General features: G+C 51.4%; 18 protein-coding genes. 13 read left to right on the forward strand and 5 right to left on the reverse strand.

The genetic code is table 11. The features are described 5' to 3' along the window. Positions 1 to 101: 101 nt before the first annotated feature. Both N7387_RS14355 and pabB read right to left on the reverse strand, forming a co-directional pair. Positions 102 to 668: a CoA pyrophosphatase gene (locus N7387_RS14355; RefSeq protein WP_262861657.1), complete on the reverse strand. Its 567-nt coding sequence runs from the start codon at positions 666 to 668 to the stop codon at positions 102 to 104. Next, positions 665 to 2044, reverse strand: coding sequence for an aminodeoxychorismate synthase component 1 (pabB, locus tag N7387_RS14360; RefSeq protein ID WP_279799830.1), 1380 nt, complete (start codon positions 2042 to 2044; stop codon positions 665 to 667). The genes N7387_RS14355 and pabB overlap by 4 nt, the downstream gene beginning before the upstream one ends. A gap of 124 nt (positions 2045 to 2168) precedes the next feature. Here pabB and N7387_RS14365 point away from each other — a divergent pair, with 124 nt between their 5' ends. Both N7387_RS14365 and yebF read left to right on the forward strand, forming a co-directional pair. Then, positions 2169 to 2360 (forward strand): YoaH family protein, encoded by a 192-nt coding sequence (locus N7387_RS14365; protein WP_262861655.1) that lies wholly within the window; start codon positions 2169 to 2171, stop codon positions 2358 to 2360. Positions 2361 to 2503: 143 nt separating this feature from the next. After that, positions 2504 to 2887: a protein YebF gene (gene yebF / locus N7387_RS14370; RefSeq protein ID WP_262861654.1), complete on the forward strand. Its 384-nt coding sequence runs from the start codon at positions 2504 to 2506 to the stop codon at positions 2885 to 2887. Between the two features lie 54 nt (positions 2888 to 2941). Here the strand turns inward: yebF and N7387_RS14375 are convergent, their stop codons facing one another. Next, the gene (locus tag N7387_RS14375) at positions 2942 to 3175 is read right to left on the reverse strand and encodes a DNA polymerase III subunit theta (protein WP_025154120.1); all 234 of its coding nucleotides are present in this window, start codon (positions 3173 to 3175) and stop codon (positions 2942 to 2944) included. Positions 3176 to 3412: 237 nt separating this feature from the next. On the opposite strand from N7387_RS14375, the gene ftnA reads away from it, so the two are divergent. The 9 genes from ftnA (at position 3413) to N7387_RS14420 (ending at position 10801) form a co-directional block, all read left to right on the forward strand. After that, the gene (ftnA, locus tag N7387_RS14380) at positions 3413 to 3919 is read left to right on the forward strand and encodes a non-heme ferritin (RefSeq protein ID WP_262861653.1); all 507 of its coding nucleotides are present in this window, start codon (positions 3413 to 3415) and stop codon (positions 3917 to 3919) included. Positions 3920 to 4110: 191 nt separating this feature from the next. Beyond that, positions 4111 to 4494 carry a copper homeostasis periplasmic binding protein CopC gene (copC, locus tag N7387_RS14385; protein ID WP_262883018.1) on the forward strand — a complete coding sequence of 128 codons (384 nt, stop codon included), beginning with the start codon at positions 4111 to 4113 and terminating at the stop codon, positions 4492 to 4494. Positions 4495 to 4501: 7 nt separating this feature from the next. After that, on the forward strand, positions 4502 to 5401 hold the full coding sequence (gene copD / locus N7387_RS14390; protein ID WP_279799835.1) for a copper homeostasis membrane protein CopD: 900 nt from the start codon (positions 4502 to 4504) through the stop codon (positions 5399 to 5401). A 30-nt stretch (positions 5402 to 5431) separates the two neighbouring features. After that, positions 5432 to 5770 (forward strand): YebY family protein, encoded by a 339-nt coding sequence (locus N7387_RS14395; protein WP_279799837.1) that lies wholly within the window; start codon positions 5432 to 5434, stop codon positions 5768 to 5770. A 377-nt stretch (positions 5771 to 6147) separates the two neighbouring features. Next, a complete protein-coding gene (locus N7387_RS14400) occupies positions 6148 to 6645 on the forward strand; it encodes a GAF domain-containing protein (protein WP_025154126.1) in 498 nt (165 codons plus the stop codon). Between the two features lie 95 nt (positions 6646 to 6740). Next, on the forward strand, positions 6741 to 7433 hold the full coding sequence (proQ, locus tag N7387_RS14405; protein WP_262861235.1) for an RNA chaperone ProQ: 693 nt from the start codon (positions 6741 to 6743) through the stop codon (positions 7431 to 7433). 18 nt (positions 7434 to 7451) lie between these two features. Next, the gene (gene prc / locus N7387_RS14410; protein WP_262861234.1) at positions 7452 to 9497 is read left to right on the forward strand and encodes a carboxy terminal-processing peptidase; all 2046 of its coding nucleotides are present in this window, start codon (positions 7452 to 7454) and stop codon (positions 9495 to 9497) included. Between the two features lie 441 nt (positions 9498 to 9938). Continuing rightward, positions 9939 to 10454 carry a methylated-DNA--[protein]-cysteine S-methyltransferase gene (locus tag N7387_RS14415; RefSeq protein ID WP_279799841.1) on the forward strand — a complete coding sequence of 172 codons (516 nt, stop codon included), beginning with the start codon at positions 9939 to 9941 and terminating at the stop codon, positions 10452 to 10454. After that, on the forward strand, positions 10451 to 10801 hold the full coding sequence (locus tag N7387_RS14420) for a DUF488 domain-containing protein (RefSeq protein WP_279799843.1): 351 nt from the start codon (positions 10451 to 10453) through the stop codon (positions 10799 to 10801). The genes N7387_RS14415 and N7387_RS14420 overlap by 4 nt, the downstream gene beginning before the upstream one ends. Positions 10802 to 10891: 90 nt before the next feature. Here N7387_RS14420 and hemB read toward each other — a convergent pair whose 3' ends face one another. Next, on the reverse strand, positions 10892 to 11866 hold the full coding sequence (hemB, locus tag N7387_RS14425; RefSeq protein WP_262883015.1) for a porphobilinogen synthase: 975 nt from the start codon (positions 11864 to 11866) through the stop codon (positions 10892 to 10894). 734 nt (positions 11867 to 12600) lie between these two features. On the opposite strand from hemB, the gene N7387_RS14430 reads away from it, so the two are divergent. Continuing rightward, complete coding sequence (locus N7387_RS14430) at positions 12601 to 15303, forward strand: DUF2339 domain-containing protein (RefSeq protein ID WP_279799845.1); 2703 nt, start codon at positions 12601 to 12603, stop codon at positions 15301 to 15303. After that, entirely contained in the window at positions 15300 to 16751 is a 1452-nt protein-coding gene (locus N7387_RS14435) for a DUF3999 domain-containing protein (RefSeq protein WP_279799847.1), read from the forward strand. The genes N7387_RS14430 and N7387_RS14435 overlap by 4 nt, the downstream gene beginning before the upstream one ends. Positions 16752 to 16921: 170 nt before the next feature. Here the strand turns inward: N7387_RS14435 and N7387_RS14440 are convergent. Continuing rightward, on the reverse strand, positions 16922 to 17131 hold a 210-nt coding region (locus N7387_RS14440; protein ID WP_279799849.1), incomplete at its 5' end, for a DUF2594 family protein.

Below are 17131 nucleotides of genomic sequence, written 5' to 3' on the forward strand. Positions count from 1 at the left end.
CGCATTTTTCACTGCGTAACAGCGATTTTAGATAAAATTCAGGCATACCTGATGAAAAAAAACAGGGGGAAATAGGGCAGAAGTGTGAAATTGGTTACAAATCAATCATTTTTCACTTGCGTTGCGAGGCGATATAAAATACCCGCTGTTAATCCCCAAATCATCCGTCCTTCATATAAGTAAAAATAGAGACGGCGTTCAACGGTATTGCGGGTCATATCAATGTAGCGGTAGCGGCTCAGATCAAGGGCAGCATCCAGCGGCAGCTCAAAGATATCCGCCACTTCCTGCGGGTTACCCGCCAGCGGCAGAGACGGCGGGATGATCCCGACGACCGGGGTGACCCGGAAACCGGTCACACTGTCCACCGGGGCCATTTGTCCCAGCACCTGCACGGCCTGCGGCGGAATACCCACTTCCTCACGGGCTTCGCGCAATGCGGTGGCGATGGGGGAAATTTCGCCCGGATCCGCCGCGCCGCCGGGCAGGGCAATCTGTCCCGGATGGGAGCGCAGCGACGCTGCCCGTTGTGTCAGCAGGATCCCGGGCCGGGCTTTATTGGTGATAGGCAGCAAAACCGCCGCCCGGCGATCCCGCTCACCGGCAATCTCCGCTTCGGAAGGGCGGGTTAACTGAAACCGGGGAATAAAGCGCTCAAGCGGGCTCATGATATTTTCTCCGGCAGAACGGTCAGTATGCGGCCCAGTTTATCAAATGTTTCCTGATATTCCTCTGCGGCGCGGCTGTCTGCGACGATCCCGCCGCCCGCCCGGCAATAGAGGTGATTATTTTCCGCAATCAGGGTCCGGATTGCGATATTGGTGTCCATGGTGCCGCAGGCACTGATATAGCCGACAGAACCGCAATAGGCGTGGCGGCGGACAGGCTCGAGCTCTTCAATGATTTCCATTGCACGGATTTTCGGGGCGCCGGTAATGGAGCCGCCGGGGAAACAGGCGCGCAGCAACTGTGCCGCCCGGCATGCAGCCGGTAATTGTGCGGTAATGGTGCTGACCAGATGCCAGACCGCCGGGAATGGCTCGACCGCAAACAGTGATGGCACACTGACAGAGCCCGGAAGTGCCACCCGGCCGATATCATTGCGCATCAGATCCACAATCATCAGGTTTTCCGAGCGATCTTTCTCTGATGCCGCCAGTGCCTGTTTTTCAGCATCGTCGGCCTGAAGGTCATCCAAATGACGCGGACGGGTACCTTTAATAGGCCGGGTTTCTGCGCTGCCGTCTTTCAGCCACAGGAAACGTTCCGGCGAAACAGACAGAATGGCGGCCTCCGGCAGACGGAGAAACGCGGAAAACGGTGCCCGGTTTTCGTCATTCAGCCGCAGAAATGCCAGCCATTCATCCCCTTCATACGGGGCGGAAAATCCCTGGGACAGGTTGACCTGATAACAGTCGCCAGCCTGCAGATAGTCATGAATACGGGCAATTTTTTCGTGGTATTCCGCTTCGGTCATATCGGACTGCCAGTGTCCGGTCAGAGCAAATGGCCTGCTGTCCGGTGCTTTCTGGCTCTCCAGCCAGAGCAGACGTTCGGCGGGATCAGCATAGGTGATTAATGTGGCGCAGCGACGCCGGTGGTCAACGATCACCGCCCAGTCGTAAATACCAATGGCCATATCCGGCACAGACAGCTCATTACGTGCCAGTGACGGCAGGGATTCAGTGCGCCGCCCGAGGTCATATCCCCATAATCCTATCGCGCCGCCTGCAAACGGATAGTCATCGTGCGGTTGCGGATCCAGCCCGCACTGTGCCAGCGCCGCATCCAGTAACTGAAACGGGTCATCACTTTGACGGACGCGCTGCCCCCGGCTATCTTCAGTTAAGGTCTCATCGCCCCGGGTAGTCAGTGTCATCAGGGGATCGGCGGTCAGAATATCAAAACGGTTATGCTGGTGCTGAGCACTGCCGGAGTGCAGCAGCATGGCCCACGGCTGATGTGACAGCGGGGCAAACAGGGTCAGGGCGAGACCGGGATGATAGTCAAGTGGTGTCAGTACAGGTACGGAATGTGATGTCATAATTCAGTCTGTCAGTAATCTGTGTCCGGAAACTGCCGGTTATCTTATCGGAAAACAGGCGGATGCGTCCCGCCATCTTTATGAGTATAATGTGTTTTTTACTGAAATGTTATAGAAGGTGATTATGTTTACCGGAATGCCCGCGTTAAGTCATGAAGAACAGCAGGCCGCTGTTGAGCGGATCCACACCCTGATGCAGGAAGGAATGAGCAGTGGTGAGGCTATCGCGCAGGTCGCGGCAGAGTTACGCGAACGGCATCACGGCGGTGAGCAGATCCGCGCGCTGTTTGATGAAGAAGATGACGACAGTGAATAATAGAAACAAATATTTAACAAGTGTCACAATTTCCTGATAATAAATATGTTACTTTGCAGCAATAAGCATTAAGTGAAATTTGATTAAGCGCTATTGTATAAAAATGACATTTAGTCTCTTTCGGGATTAAAACAGGAGGTTTTATGAAGGCAATGAATCTGTTCACCCGTACCGGATTGGCAGGTGCAGGTATTCTGCTGGCATTCACCGTCAGCGCACAGGCTCCGGCCACGGCGGAAGTCAAAAATGAGCGTATGGTGACTTTCCCGGCGTGTGAATCGCTGAACAAAGATCAGATAGCGGCCCAGGTAAAATATGACTTTGTGCAGAGCCGCTACCCGCGCTGGCAGGATGACAAAGCGCTGCTGGGCAGCAAGCCGGTTGCCTGGGTGAATGTGGCGGAAGTGACTGAGAAAGACGGTAATTACAGCGTACCGCTGGTTGTGCGCGGCGCGAAAAAACAGGTCAGTTACACCGTGGATGTTAATTGTGCGGCGAAGACCATGACCTACAGTCTGCCGCAGTAATGACACTGACGGTTAAACTGTAAAAAGGCGTGCAGCAGCACGCCTTTTCTGTATTCAGCGTTTGGCGTTCGGCTCATACGGCAGGCGGGATAATCCGGCACTGCGCTGACGGTAAAACACCAGACGTTCGGCAAAATAGGCGCGCAGGGATTCCGGCAGAGTCTGCTGCACCTGCTCGGCAATTACCGGCATATTATAGCGCTCTTTAAACGCGACACCGGATGCGGCTAAATCCGCATTGATTTTATCCATCTCTTCCTGGCTGAGTTCGGCAAGATTATAACCCACGATATGCTCCTGTAACGGCTGACGGCCTTAACTTAACTGAGCTGCCGCCTGACTGCAAGCCCGGATTGAGGGGTATTCAGTCTTCTCATAAAGAGAATACGATTAATTCTGATTATCTTTACAAAATCATTTTGTTTTCAATATGTTGTGAATTTATTAAATAGCACTTTTCTTCCCGGCAGGAGTGTGCATAATGACCGCAGATGATGAAATAAACGACTGCACAGGAGCCTGTATATGTTAAAGCCGGATATGGTTGACCAACTGAATGCCCAGCTGAATCTCGAATTTTATTCCTCAAATTTATATTTACAGATGAGCGCATGGTGTGCTGATAAAGGCTACGAAGGTGCTGCCGCATTTTTAAAAGCGCATGCAGCAGAAGAAATGGAGCATATGCAGCGCTTGTTTAATTATCTCAGCGATACCGGGGCAATGCCGCTGCTGGGGGCCATTGATGCACCACCGACTGAATTCGGTTCAGTGAGTGAGGTTTTCACCCTGACGCTGAAACATGAAAAATTAATTACTGATGAAATTAATAAACTGGTGCATGCCGCGCTGACCTCACAGGATTACTCCACGTTTAACTTCCTGCAGTGGTATGTGGCTGAACAGCACGAAGAAGAAAAACTGTTTAAATCTGTCCTCGATAAATTTGCGATGGTGGGTGACAGTGGTAAATCGATGTTTCTGCTGGATAAAGATCTGGGCCGTATGGCAAGTGAACCATCAGCAAGCTAATCATTTTTAACAGCACTGTTATTTATAATATAACCACACAATTATCATAATAGACTGATATTTGTGTGGTTTTTATTTGTGTTACCGATCACAAAAAACACTCTCCGGCCTGTGAAGGTTTCCGCAATGCCCCCGGTTGCGCTAGTATATCCCGCATAATTACATCACCTGCAAAAATGAGGCATACCATTATGTTAACCAACCTGACCGCGCACTGGCGCAAATTATCTGCTGTTGTTGTTTTATTTGTCGGTTTATCCGGCCAGCAGGCATTCGCTCACGCTCATGTCAAAACCCTGGTTCCGGCGGCAGATACTGCGGTGACCGGTTCACCGGAAAATATCTCTCTGGACTTTTCCGAAGGGATTGAACTGAAATTCAGTAAAATCAGTGTGAAAGATGCACAGAATAAACCGGTTGCTGCCGGAAAACCGGAACTGGCCGAAGGGAATGATACCCGTCTGATCCTGCCGCTGACAGAAACGCTGCCGGCCGGTATCTATCACGTTGAATGGAAAGTGGTTTCTGTTGACGGGCACAAAACTAATGGTGACTATCAGTTTACGGTGAAATAAGCCGGTTATGGAACTGACACCGGAAGCGCTGCTGATTATCTGCCGCTTCATTCATTTTACGGCCGTAATGCTCCTTGCGGGCTGCGGCCTGTTTACTGTTCTGCTGTCCGGTAACCGGGCGGCACTGCTGCTGCGGGCCCGTCTGCGTCATACTGCCCGCAGTGCAGCCGTGTTTACCGTCCTGACAACGTTCCTCTGGCTGCTGTTACAGGCGGCACTGATGGGGGACGGCTGGGCGGATATGCGGGACCCGGAGATTATCCTCGCGGTGCTTTCCACCTCTTTCGGGGAGATCTGGCGCTGGCAGCTGGTGCTTGCCGTTATTCTCTGCAGCGGGCTGCTGCTGCCGTCCGGACGGGCGCAAAGCGGTCTGTTTCTTAGCTGTGCCGCAGTGATGCTGGTGCTGCATGCGTTTACCGGCCACGGCATGCTGTACAGCGGCTGGACAGGGCGGCTCTATCAGCTTAATCAGGTTGTTCATCTGCTCAGTGCCGCTTACTGGTTCGGCGGGTTGTGGCCGTTCCTGGTCTGCCTGCTTATATTGTTGCGGCGTGATACCCTCGCAGAGGGACTGCCGAAAGACGTGGTGGCAACCCTGATCCGTTTTTCAAACCTGGGGCATCTCGCTGTCTTTCTGGTACTGGTAACCGGCCTTATCAGCACTATGCTGCTGTTGCCGGACTGGCCGCAGTGGAGCGGCAGTGATTATCAGGCACTGTTATGGCTGAAAACCGGGCTGGTGCTGACGATGGTGCTGCTGGCGGTGATAAACCGTTATGCGGTGGTACCGAAAATCGCACAATCAGGCCGCTTCCGCCTGTTGATGATTAACAGCTGGGTTGAGATAATTCTCGGCACACTGGCCATTTTAATGGTGGCGATTTTTGCAACTTATCAGCCTGCATAACGCCGGGCAGGCTGACAACCGGGACACACTATGAAGAAAGCTCTGGCATTAATTCCTCTTTTACTGGCAGGTGCGGCACAGGCTGCGCCGCTGAAAACCATCAGCAAGTTTGAGTTTGGTGAAAAGTGGCCGTTTACCCGTGAGGAAGTGATGATCAACTGCCGGGACGGAAATGCACTGTGGGTGATTAATCCGTCCACACTGATGTCGTATCCGCTGAATGATGTGGCAGCACAACAGGCAAAAGAGCAAAAAATAAAGGTGACTGATCTCTCAGTTATCACATTAAAACAAACCGGAGACGCGGAAAAATGCATGGATCTTACCCCGATCATTGAAGCTGCCGGTGCGCTGTGTGGTGATAAATAACACATATTAATTATGAAATTTAACGATTAATATTCGGTTATTAATTAACCAACTGAAATATAAGCCATTTAAATCAGATACATGCTAACGATTTGATAAATAAATATTTTGCATATGTAACCAAACCGACTAATCTTAATCATGTAGGTTGTACGATATTTTCAATGGCAATTTTAGCGCACGGCTCGCTATGAGCCTTTTTCCCTGGACCGGATAGAGGACTTTATCCGGTCTCTTTTTTATCCCCGCCGTTTTTTCCCTCATTTTCACGAAAAATGCGCAAGGATTTGTAATAATCCTATAGGGCAGCCCCGTTATTTGATATAAATTAAACATTACTTTAACCGGATAATTAACCCGTAACTGTAGTGTGACACATGAATAAACTCGCGTTTTATCAGGATTTAACCCGCCGTTTAACATCGCTTATCAGTGATGAGAAAGATGTCATCGCGACACTGTCTAATGTCAGTGCCGTCCTTTTTGACGAGCTGGAACAGATAAACTGGGCCGGATTTTATCTCCTTCAGGGGGATACTCTCGTACTGGGGCCGTTCCAGGGAAAAGTGGCCTGTGTCCGTATTCCGGTTGGCCGTGGTGTCTGCGGAACGGCGGTTGCTCAGGGGCAGGTTATCCGGGTGGATGATGTGCATGATTTTGCCGGACATATTGCCTGTGATTCGGCCAGTAACTCAGAAATTGTGTTGCCGCTTATCGTAAATGGTCAGATTATCGGCGTGCTGGATATCGACAGCCCGGTTTTTAATCGTTTTGATAATAATGATGAAATTGGTCTTAAAGCCTTGAATGACGCGCTCTGCGTACATCTGGCAACGTGCTTTATGCCGAAATATCGTGAAATGATCGCAAGTTAGGCCTCCGGGAGCATAGCATTTGTCTGTAACACTATTATAATGACGCCTGTTCATGCCTGCTGGTTGGCAAAGCACCGTTGTAATCAGGAAAATTCATGGAAAATCAACCCAAGTTGAATAGCAGTAAAGAAATTATTTCATTTTTGGCTCAGCGCTTCCCGCAATGCTTTGTGGCAGAAGGCGAGGCCCGTCCGCTGAAAATCGGCATCTTCCGCGATATCGTCAGTCGTATCACTGAAGAAGATGGTATCAGTAAAACACAGTTACGTACCGCACTGCGGATGTACACCTCCAGCTGGCGCTATCTGTACGGCGTCAAAGAAGGGGCCAAACGTGTTGATCTGGATGGTAACGATTGCGGCGATCTGGAAGCGGAACATGTTGAACATGCCCGCACTCAGTTAACGGAAGCGAAAGCCAGAGTCCAGGCGCAGCGTGCGCAGAAACGTGAGCAGGAGGGTGAGAAAAAACCGCGCCCGGCAGACAAAGCCGCCGCTGACTCCCGCCGCAGCCGTACGGATAAGCCTAAAGCGCCGCGTACCGGTAAAGCTCCGTCGCCGAAATCCGCCGATGCACCACGTAAACCACGGGCACCCCGTCCCGAATCTCAGTCTGCACTGACACCAATTACTGATATTCAGGCACTGAAGGTGGGGCAGCAACTGAAGGTGACAGTCGGTTCCGGCGTTATGGATGCGCAGGTTCTCGAGATCACAAAAGATGGTGTACGTGTTCAGCTGCCTTCAGGGTTGGCAATGATCGTGCGTGCGGAACACTTAAAATTCTGATACGGAGTCAACCGAGGCATGAACAAATTTTTACCCCTGGCGTTGCTCATCGGATTCAGTTTAACCGGCAATGCGATGGCAAGAACCGGCACCACAGCGCTGCCGGATGTCAAAATCAGCCAGCTGCCGGATACTCAGCAGGCACCGGAGCACTCCACGGTCAGTGAACGTGTGACATCCCGGTTTCTGCATTCCCATTACCGCCAGTTTCAGCTGGACCCGGAATTTTCAGCGAAAATTCTGGAACGCTATCTGAATCTGCTGGATTACAGCCATAACGTCTTTTTGGCGTCTGATGTGGCGAAATTCAGTAAAAACAAAGCAGATGTCGGCAACTATCTCCGCAAAGGGGAGTTACAGCCGTTATACGACCTGTTTAACCTGTCACAAAAACGCCGTTTTGAGCGCTTTCAGTACGCATTGAACCGCCTGAAACAGCCGATGAATTTTGACGGCGACGATGTCATTGATGTGGACCGCAGCAAAGCACCGTGGCCGCAGACAGAAGCCGAGCTGGACAAACTGTGGGATGCCAAAGTCAAATATGACTGGCTGACCCTGAAACTGTCCGGCAAAGATGACAATGAAATCAAAGAAACCCTCACCAAGCGCTATACCTATGCGCTTAAACGTCTGACGCAGACGAAAAGTGAGGATGTTTTCCAGCTGATCATGACCGCGTTTGCCCGTGAGATTGATCCGCACACCAGTTATCTCTCTCCGCGCAATACCGAGCAGTTTAACTCTGAAATGAGCCTGTCTCTGGAAGGCATCGGTGCTGTGCTGCGGATGGATGATGATTACACCGTGATTAATTCACTGGTCGCCGGTGGTCCTGCGCTGAAGAGCAAGGAACTGGCGGTCGGGGATAAAATTCTGGCTGTCGGTCAGGCAGGCAAGCCGATGGTGGATGTGGTCGGCTGGCGTCTGGATGATGTGGTATCACAAATCAAGGGTGCCAAAGGCAGCAAAGTCCGCCTGGAAGTGCTGGGTGATACCAAAGGGGCCAAGCCACGTATTGTGACCCTGACCCGTGAGCAGATCCGCCTGGAAGACAGAGCGGTGAAAATGACTATCAAACAGGTCGGTGACCAGAAAGTCGCGGTGCTCAATATTCCGGGCTTCTATGTGGGTCTGACCAATGACACCAAAACGCAGTTGCAGAAACTGGCAAAAGAGAAAGTGGATGCGGTCATTATCGATCTGCGTGGTAATGGCGGCGGCGCACTGACAGAAGCGGTGGATTTGTCCGGTCTGTTTATCTCCAGTGGTCCGGTGGTGCAGGTGCGGGATAATAACGGTCGTGTCCGTGAAGATGCGGACAGCGATGATGTTATCTATTACAAAGGTCCGCTGGTGGTGATGGTTGACCGCCTGAGCGCATCCGCGTCTGAGATTTTCGCTGCGGCAATGCAGGATTACGGCCGTGCGCTGATTGTCGGTGAGCCGACCTTCGGTAAAGGTACTGTGCAGCAGCACCGTCCGGTCAGCCGTATTTACGACCAGATGCTGCGCCCTGAATGGCCGGATCTGGGCTCTGTGCAATATACTATCCAGAAATTTTACCGTATTAACGGCGGCAGTACCCAGCGCAAAGGGGTAACGCCTGATATTATTATGCCGACCGGCTTTGATAACGACGATATTGGTGAAAGTTTCGAGGATAACGCACTGCCGTGGGACAGCATTGCCCCGGCACAGTATTCACAGACGGATATTATCCGTAAAGCGATACCTGAACTGGCACAGAAATATCAGGAACGCTCAAAAACCGATCCGGAATTCGCGTATATTTACGAAGATCTGGCACGGTTTAAAGCCAATAAACCGACACAGTATATTATTTCCCTGAATTATGCGAAGCGTGATAAGGAAGACAAAGAACTGGAAGGGATCAGGCTGAAACGGATTAATGAACGTTATGCCCGTGAAGGTAAGAAACCGCTGGCGAATCTCGAGGCACTGCCGAAAGATTATGAAGGGCCGGATGCGTATCTTGATGAAACCGTTAAAATTGCAGCCGATCTGGCAAAAGTGCCGGATATCGCAAATAGCGCGCAGTGACCGGTTATTTTACGGAATAACATCAATAAAAAAATCGACAGCATCAGGCTGTCGATTTTTTTGTGCCGCATAAACACAGCGGCACCGGCAATTTGTCGCGTATTAATTAAAAGAAACGCGGTACAGAAATTGTCATAACTGCAGTGGTAATACGATCGAAAGTTGTTTTTGTGGATTTAATTAATTTAGCCATAACAATTCCTCCATTATTTCTGAAAATAATGTTCAATACTCAGGTGAACGTGTTTATCTGTTAATCTAAAATGGTACAGTCAATGTACTGTATCGATGGGATGTACTTTACTCATTAGTGTGAGTTCAATCAAGTTTTCACTCAAAAGAAGTTGAGCATAATAAAATCAATTTTAACTCATAAAATAGACAGTTTCGTAAAGAAAACGGTACATCTGCCGGTGATATACGGAGAACAAAGGAATATTGATGATATTTCGTACACAATTCAGCACAGTACTGGGTGACATGTCAGCAGCAGCAACGGAGCAGGGTGTTTGTTTTCTGGAATTTACGGAAGACAACTGCCGCGAAGATACCTTACAGCGGGTCTCTGCCCGGCTGAACATGCCGGTAACAGACGGAAATCATCCTCACCTTGCGCTGCTGGAGTCACAATTGCAGGACTATTTTGCCGGTAAACTGACAGAATTTACGGTTCCGCTGGTGCTGCCGGGAACATCTTTTCAGCAAAAAGTCTGGGATGCTTTGCTGTCCGTGCCGTTTGGCTGTACGGTTACTTACAGTATGCTGGCTGAGTTGTTATCCAGCCCGCGTGCTGTCCGGGCTGTCGGGCGGGCCAACGGGATGAATCCGGTTTCCGTGCTGGTGCCGTGTCACCGTGTTACCGGCAAAAATGGTGAACTGACCGGCTATGCCGGCGGGATGGACCGCAAAGCCTGGTTACTGGCGCATGAAAAACAGGTTAAAGGAGCAGCAATATGATTTTCTGCAAACGGGTTTATGATGAGGTCGCAGAAAGTGACGGTTACCGGGTACTGGTTGACCGGCTGTGGCCGCGCGGAATTAAAAAAACCGATCTGAATTACGATGAATGGAATAAGGATGTTGCGCCGGATACAGAATTACGCAAGTGGTTCCACGCTAACAGTGATCAGTTTGCGGAGTTTGAACGGCGCTACCGTGAGGAGCTTGAGAGCAGGCCGCAAAGCTGGCAACCACTGGTGGCAAAAGCGGTGCAGGGCAATCTGACACTGTTGTTTGCGGCAAAAGATAAAGAGCATAACCAGGCAAAAGTGCTGAAGGCATTTCTGGAAGAAAAACTATCCTGATGATATATCTGCGGCCTGTACCGGAAGCGTCACCGCACAAAAAAATCCCGGCGAACCGGGATTTTTCAGCAAAGAGGATAATTCAGCTTATCAGCTCAGGATCTTATTCTCTGCCAGGCTCAGGGCGAAATAACTGAAGATTAAATCCGCCCCTGCACGTTTGATGGAGCCGAGGGTTTCCAGTGCAACGCGGGTTTCATCAATCGCACCGGCCTGTGCAGCCAGTTTGATCATTGCGTATTCACCGCTCACCTGGTAGGCCGCCAGCGGCAGATTTGAACGCTCACGCACATCACGCAAAATATCCAGATAAGCCCCGGCCGGTTTGACCATCAGCATATCCGCACCTTCCTGCTCATCGATCAGGGATTCACGGATGGCTTCGCGGCGGTTCATCGGATCCATCTGATAGGTTTTGCGGTCGCCTTTCAGACAGGAACCGGCAGCATCACGGAACGGGCCGTAAAGGGCAGAAGCGAATTTGGTGGAGTAGGACACAATTCCGGTCTGATGGAACCCAGCGGCATCCAGTGCCAGACGGATAGCCCGGACCTGACCGTCCTGGGCGGCAGAAGGGGCGATAAAGTCAGCACCCGCCTGCGCGGCAACCACCGCCTGTAACCCGAGATTATGCAGGGTTTCGTCATTATCCACCACGCCGTCATGCACCACACCGCAGTGCCCGTGGCTGGTGTATTCACAGAAACAGGTATCGGACATCACCACCATTTCAGGCACCGTCTCTTTGCAGATACGGGACATCCGCGCCACCAGGCCATCTTCCGCCCAGGCATCACTGCCGGTTGCATCCAGGTGATGTGAAACACCGAATGTCATCACGGATTTAATCCCGGCATTGGCGATCCGCTCGATTTCATAGGCCAGCCGCTTTTCCGGAATGCGCATCACGCCCGGCATACTGTCGATGGCTTTATAGTCATCGGCGCCTTCTTCGACAAAAATCGGTAACGCGAGGTCATTGAGGCTTAATGTGGTTTCCCGGAACAGATCACGCATCTGCGGGGTCTGGCGAATTCTTCTGAGACGCTGGATGTCATGTTGCATAACGACAGTTGCTCCTTATTGCATAAAAAATAATGCGGTCAGTATAAACCTTTCAGAGGAGGATGGGGTACAGGCAGAAAAAAATAAGGCTCCGCAGAGGGAGCCTGAAAACGATGTGCGTTTATCTTCAGAATATAATACGGGCGATTTTATTGAGCTCTGAGATAAAACGTCTGATATTTTTTATTGCAGGTAACATAATTGCGTTCTTGTTTATTGTGTTCTCACAATTCGATGACATAACTTTAGCACTTTGTTGATGAGTGTCAATCTTTCTTACAAATTAAATTTAACATTTAAACTAAATTTTATTTGAAACGGTACAGCAAAAAAATGCTCAGCCTGTCCGTCAGAGACGGTTGCGGTAAAACGCGACCACACAGAAGGACGCGGTGACGTTGTCTAACTCTTTTAAGAAGCGGGCTAAAAATCGCATAATGAGTGTCCTTATATTGTTGTGATCTGTATCCCAAAATTGCCCCTTTTTGTGATAACAGTCAATATTTAAAATCCGGAAAAATGATTTTCAGTCAAAACAGGTGTGAAATCCGTGTGTCCGCAGATGTTTCCGGTGTTTTAACAATGGATTAACGGGATAAAACAGTATTTTATGGTATTTGTTAAATACCCGGATTTATTCACCTGCTTTTTAGCAGCATAACAGGCAGTATGTGAGATAACGGAAATTAAAAATTATCTGCACTCTACGTTAAAGACTGAAAAACAGGATGAACATGGATTCATTACTCTTCTGGGGTTTTGTGTTAGTGGCGCTCATTGTTGTGACGCCGTTTATTGCTGTTGCGGCGCTGCGGCGCACAACGCTGCTGAAGTTGCAGGTCAGCGTTCTGACAGAGGAAACGGAATCACTGCGCCGCGAGCTGGATGCCCTGACCGGCGGTCAGCCAGCGACGGAAAGCACTGTTCAGGCTGCTGCGCTGTCTGAGGCGATCCCGTTACAGCCGGAGCGGGAAGTGCAGTATGAACCGGTGCCAGAGCCGGAACCAGATCCTGTTTCTGAACCGGAACCGGTTATCGCGGCGGCGGCAATGCCGCTCCCGACGGATACAGCAGCACCGGAGCGCAAAAGCCCGGCGGCCAATATTCTCGAATGGCTGCTTAACGGCAACCTCCCGGCCAAAATCGGTATTCTGCTGCTGTTTATCGGCCTTTCGTATCTGCTGAAATTCAGTATTGAAAATAATATCCTGACCCCAGAAGTCCGTCTGATCGGCGCGGCGATATTGTCAGTGACACTCTTTATTATCGGCTGGTGTGTCCGTCATAAAAACCGGCTGTACAGCCTGATAGTTCAGGGCGGCAGCCTCGGTGCATTTTATATCACGATATTTGCCGCCTATAAGCTTTATGAGTTCCTGCCGCTGGCCTTTGCACTGGCGCTGATGGTGGTTATCTGCCTGGCATCGGTTTTCTTTGCGGTGATACAAAACGCTGTCAGCCTGGCGGTTCTGGCGGTGATCGGCGGTTATGCGGCACCGGTGCTGCTCTCCACCGGCAGCGGTAACTATATCGCGCTGTTCTCCTATTATCTGATGCTCTCCGTCTCCATTCTGGTCATGAATTACCGGCAGGGCTGGCGGGTGCTGAATATGGTCGGTTTTACCTTTACCTTTGTGGTCGGCGTGATCTGGGGCATCGATAATTACCGGCCGGAGTATTACCTGAACTGTCAGATCTTCATTATTCTGAATCTGGTGGTCTACGGGCTGATGACGCAGCAATATGCACGCCATCATGTTATGACCGACGACAGGCGAAAACAGCGGATGGTGGATCCGGTACTGCTGTTTGCGCCGCCGGTGCTGGCGTTTTCCCTGCAATATGCCATTACGGAGCCGTTCTATCTCGGTACCGCAATATCATCACTGGCCTTCGGACTGCTTTATCTGCTGCTCACGGTAGTCAGTCTGCGTCGCTTCCGCGCTGACGGGCAACGCCTGTCGCTTGGCTTCCTGCTGCTCAGTATCGGCTTTATCTCACTGGCCGTGCCGTTGGCATTGTCGCCGCAGTGGACTTCGGTGGCCTGGACGATTGAAGGGCTGGCAATACTGTGGTTTGCCTGTCTGCAAAAACAGCGGGTTGTCGGCTGGAGTGCCACCGGGCTGGTATTACTCGGGTTTGCCTCTCTGCTCTACAGTATGGACTTCATCTGGTGGTCGGAACAAAGCACCCTGATGTATATCTTCCAGTGGGGCGGGTTGCTGCTTGCCGGGGCACTTCATCACCATTTCCGCCTGATGAACCGCAGCAAACTGATTTCCGGACTGCTGATTATCCCGGCTATGATCACCTGGCTCTCGTGGCTGTGGATGCTGCCGTGGTTATCACCGGCGGGTGAATGGCTGTCCGGTGAGGAATATGTACTGACCGGGCTTGTGATCTCGGTCTGGAGCTGGTTCTTCCTGGCGCGTAAAGTGCAGTGGATTCAGTTGTATTACTGCATCAGTGCGCTGTGGATAGTGAGTCTGCTGATACTGTGTGACTATATGCTTACCGGAACACATGCGGCCGGTTCGCTGTACGGCGGCGTTATCTGGCTGCTGATTATCGGCAGTATGATCACCTTTATCCGGCTGCTGCCGGAACAGGCACCGCGGATTGTCAGTAATCTGATGCACGGCGCGTCACTCTGGACTGTCATCGGACTGGTCGCCGCCGAAGTCCTGTGGGCGGAAAGACAACTGCCGTGGGGCATGGAAGAGTGGGCCTACTTTATTGCCATGCTGGCGGCGTGCGGCGTATTTTTTGTGCTTTACGCCATGCAGCGCCTGCGCTGGCCGCCGATGGATAATCATGCCGCGCTGTACTGGCAGAGTGCCTATCCGCTGGCTGTGTTGCTCGGGCTGGCGCTGTTTGCCGGAAATATGCAGGATGGTCAGCTGTCGCTCTGGCAGTATGTGCCGCTGCTGAACCCGCTGGATGAAGCGGGGCTGTTCGGGCTCGCTGCATTGTGGTGCCTGCGTGATGCGCTGATACGGACCACACCGAAAGTCCGTTTCCGGGCAGATGTGGTGTATGGTCTGGGTATTGCTGTTGCCGCGCTGGGTATCTGGTGGGCGAACGGTATTCTGATCCGCGCGCTGGCCTTTGCGGACGGCACTGCCTGGACTACTGCGGCACTGCTGCAATCCCGCCTTATCCAGACCACGCTGGCGATTGTCTGGGCACTGACTGCCGTGATCCTGATGACCACCGCAACCCGCAGGCATAAACGCCATCTGTGGCTGGCCGGGGCGGCTGTCTTTGCCGTGGTGATTCTTAAACTCTTTGTGGTTGATATGAATCAGAGCAGCGGGCTTGCCAGAGCCGGTGCCTTTATCGGGGTGGCACTGCTGATACTGGTTGTGGGATATTTTTCGCCGTTACCGCCGAAAACGGGCACTGACATACAGAATAATAAGGAAAATAACGGATGATCACAGGTAAAAAGGCGGCACTGCGCTGCAAATGGCATACCGGCGCGGTGTTCCTGGCGGCGGTGCTGGTATCGGTGACAACCCCTTCCCGGGCGGATACCCCGGCGAAGACACTGAACGATTTTAATCAGGGGGCGGAGTTACAGCTTCAGGCAGAAAATTCACCGTTTTACCGGCTGACGGTGCCGGATAATGTCTGGCTGAACAGTGCCTGGCCGGATCTGCGGGATATCCGTATCTTTGACAGCACCGGCACCCCGGTGCCGATGTCGCTGACGGTGGCAAAACAGATAAAAGATGAAAGTACGCGCATTCGTTTTGTGATTTATCCGTTGTCGCAAAGCCGGGCAGAAGAGCAGGACGGCCACCGCAAAATCCGCCTGAAAGCGGATAACGGCACGGAACTGACGATTTACAATGATAATGCGGACAGCCTGGCGCGTCCGTCCACCGCGACGTATCTGCTGGTGCCGGATAACAAACAGCAGCTCCCGCTGCCGTTGCGGGAAGTCACACTGAACTGGCCGCAGCAGGCCGGTAATATACAGGCCAAAGCCTCACTGTTCAGCAGTGATGACAAACAGAACTGGTCACCGGTGATCCTCAATGTGCCGCTGATGGATCTGAAATCCGGTGAGGATGTGCTGCTGGCACAGCAGATAAAAATTCCGGACTATATCCGCGGTGATGAAAGCAGGGCGAAGTACTGGCTGCTTTCCGTGACCGGAGATAACAACCTGGCCCCGCCGAAGATTACAACCGCGGAAGGTATCGGCTCACGGACAACCGAGCGCCGTGAAGTTAACCGCTTTGACTTTACACCGGAGGCGGACACTGACGGCAGTATGATTTACAGTCTGCCGAACAGCCAGAATCTCAGTCGCCTTGATTTCCGCATTGAGCAGGAGAATACGGTTCTGCCGGTGCGGGCAGAGTACCGGAGCGGTACGGAGGGCAACTGGCTGCCGCTGGGTAACAAAGTACTTTATTCACTGGTATCAGATGATGCGGAAAACCGTAACAGCAGTATCCGGCTCAATGATCTGCCTGTCCGCCAGATACGGCTGACGGCGATTAACAGTAGTTGGCGTGATAGTCCGCCGAAGGTCACCGGGGTTAAAGATGCACAATATCTGACCTTTAACGCGCAGGGTTCCGCACCTTATCTGCTGGTGTGGGGGGCGCATGATGCCAGTGCGGCATTTTTACCGCTGTCCCAGCTTCTGCTGGGCAATAATCTGGATAATCAGGATGCGATTCCGCGGGCGGATGTGTCAGAAAAAGTGGTTACACTGGGCGGGGAAGCGAAGTTACTGCCTGCACCGGAAACCCCGCCACCGTTTGCCTGGAAAACCTGGCTGCTGTGGGGTGTGCTGGTGGCCGGTGTGGCAATACTCGGATTCTTTGCTGTCCGCCTGCTGAAAGAAGTGAAAACGGAACAGAAATAACCGTACAGTATAAAAAAAGTCCGCACGTTGTATAACAGCGTGCGGACAGAAACGAAAATAAAAAAGAAAGGGTATTTAGTACAGGAACATCATCCTGACACAAACAGTACACTTTCTCTTTAGCGATTCGTTGCATTATTCCCGGACAGCATTAATTGCCGGGCCGGAGATTATTTCCGGTACTCTGTTTTAATCTGGGCAATGGTATCTTTAAATGTACCGGACAGATGCTCATCATCAATTTCGCTGATCTGGCGTTCCATATTGACGATAATACGACCTGCGTCTGCCTGGCCGACCGCTTTCAGTAAGTATGTCACCAGTGCTTTTAAACAGGTCACTTCCGCAGCCAGTTTTTCAGTATCGTTTTCAGTTTTAAA

This window comes from Morganella sp. GD04133 (assembly GCF_029835375.1).
GTDB classification, from domain to species: Bacteria; Pseudomonadota; Gammaproteobacteria; order Enterobacterales; family Enterobacteriaceae; genus Morganella; species Morganella morganii_B.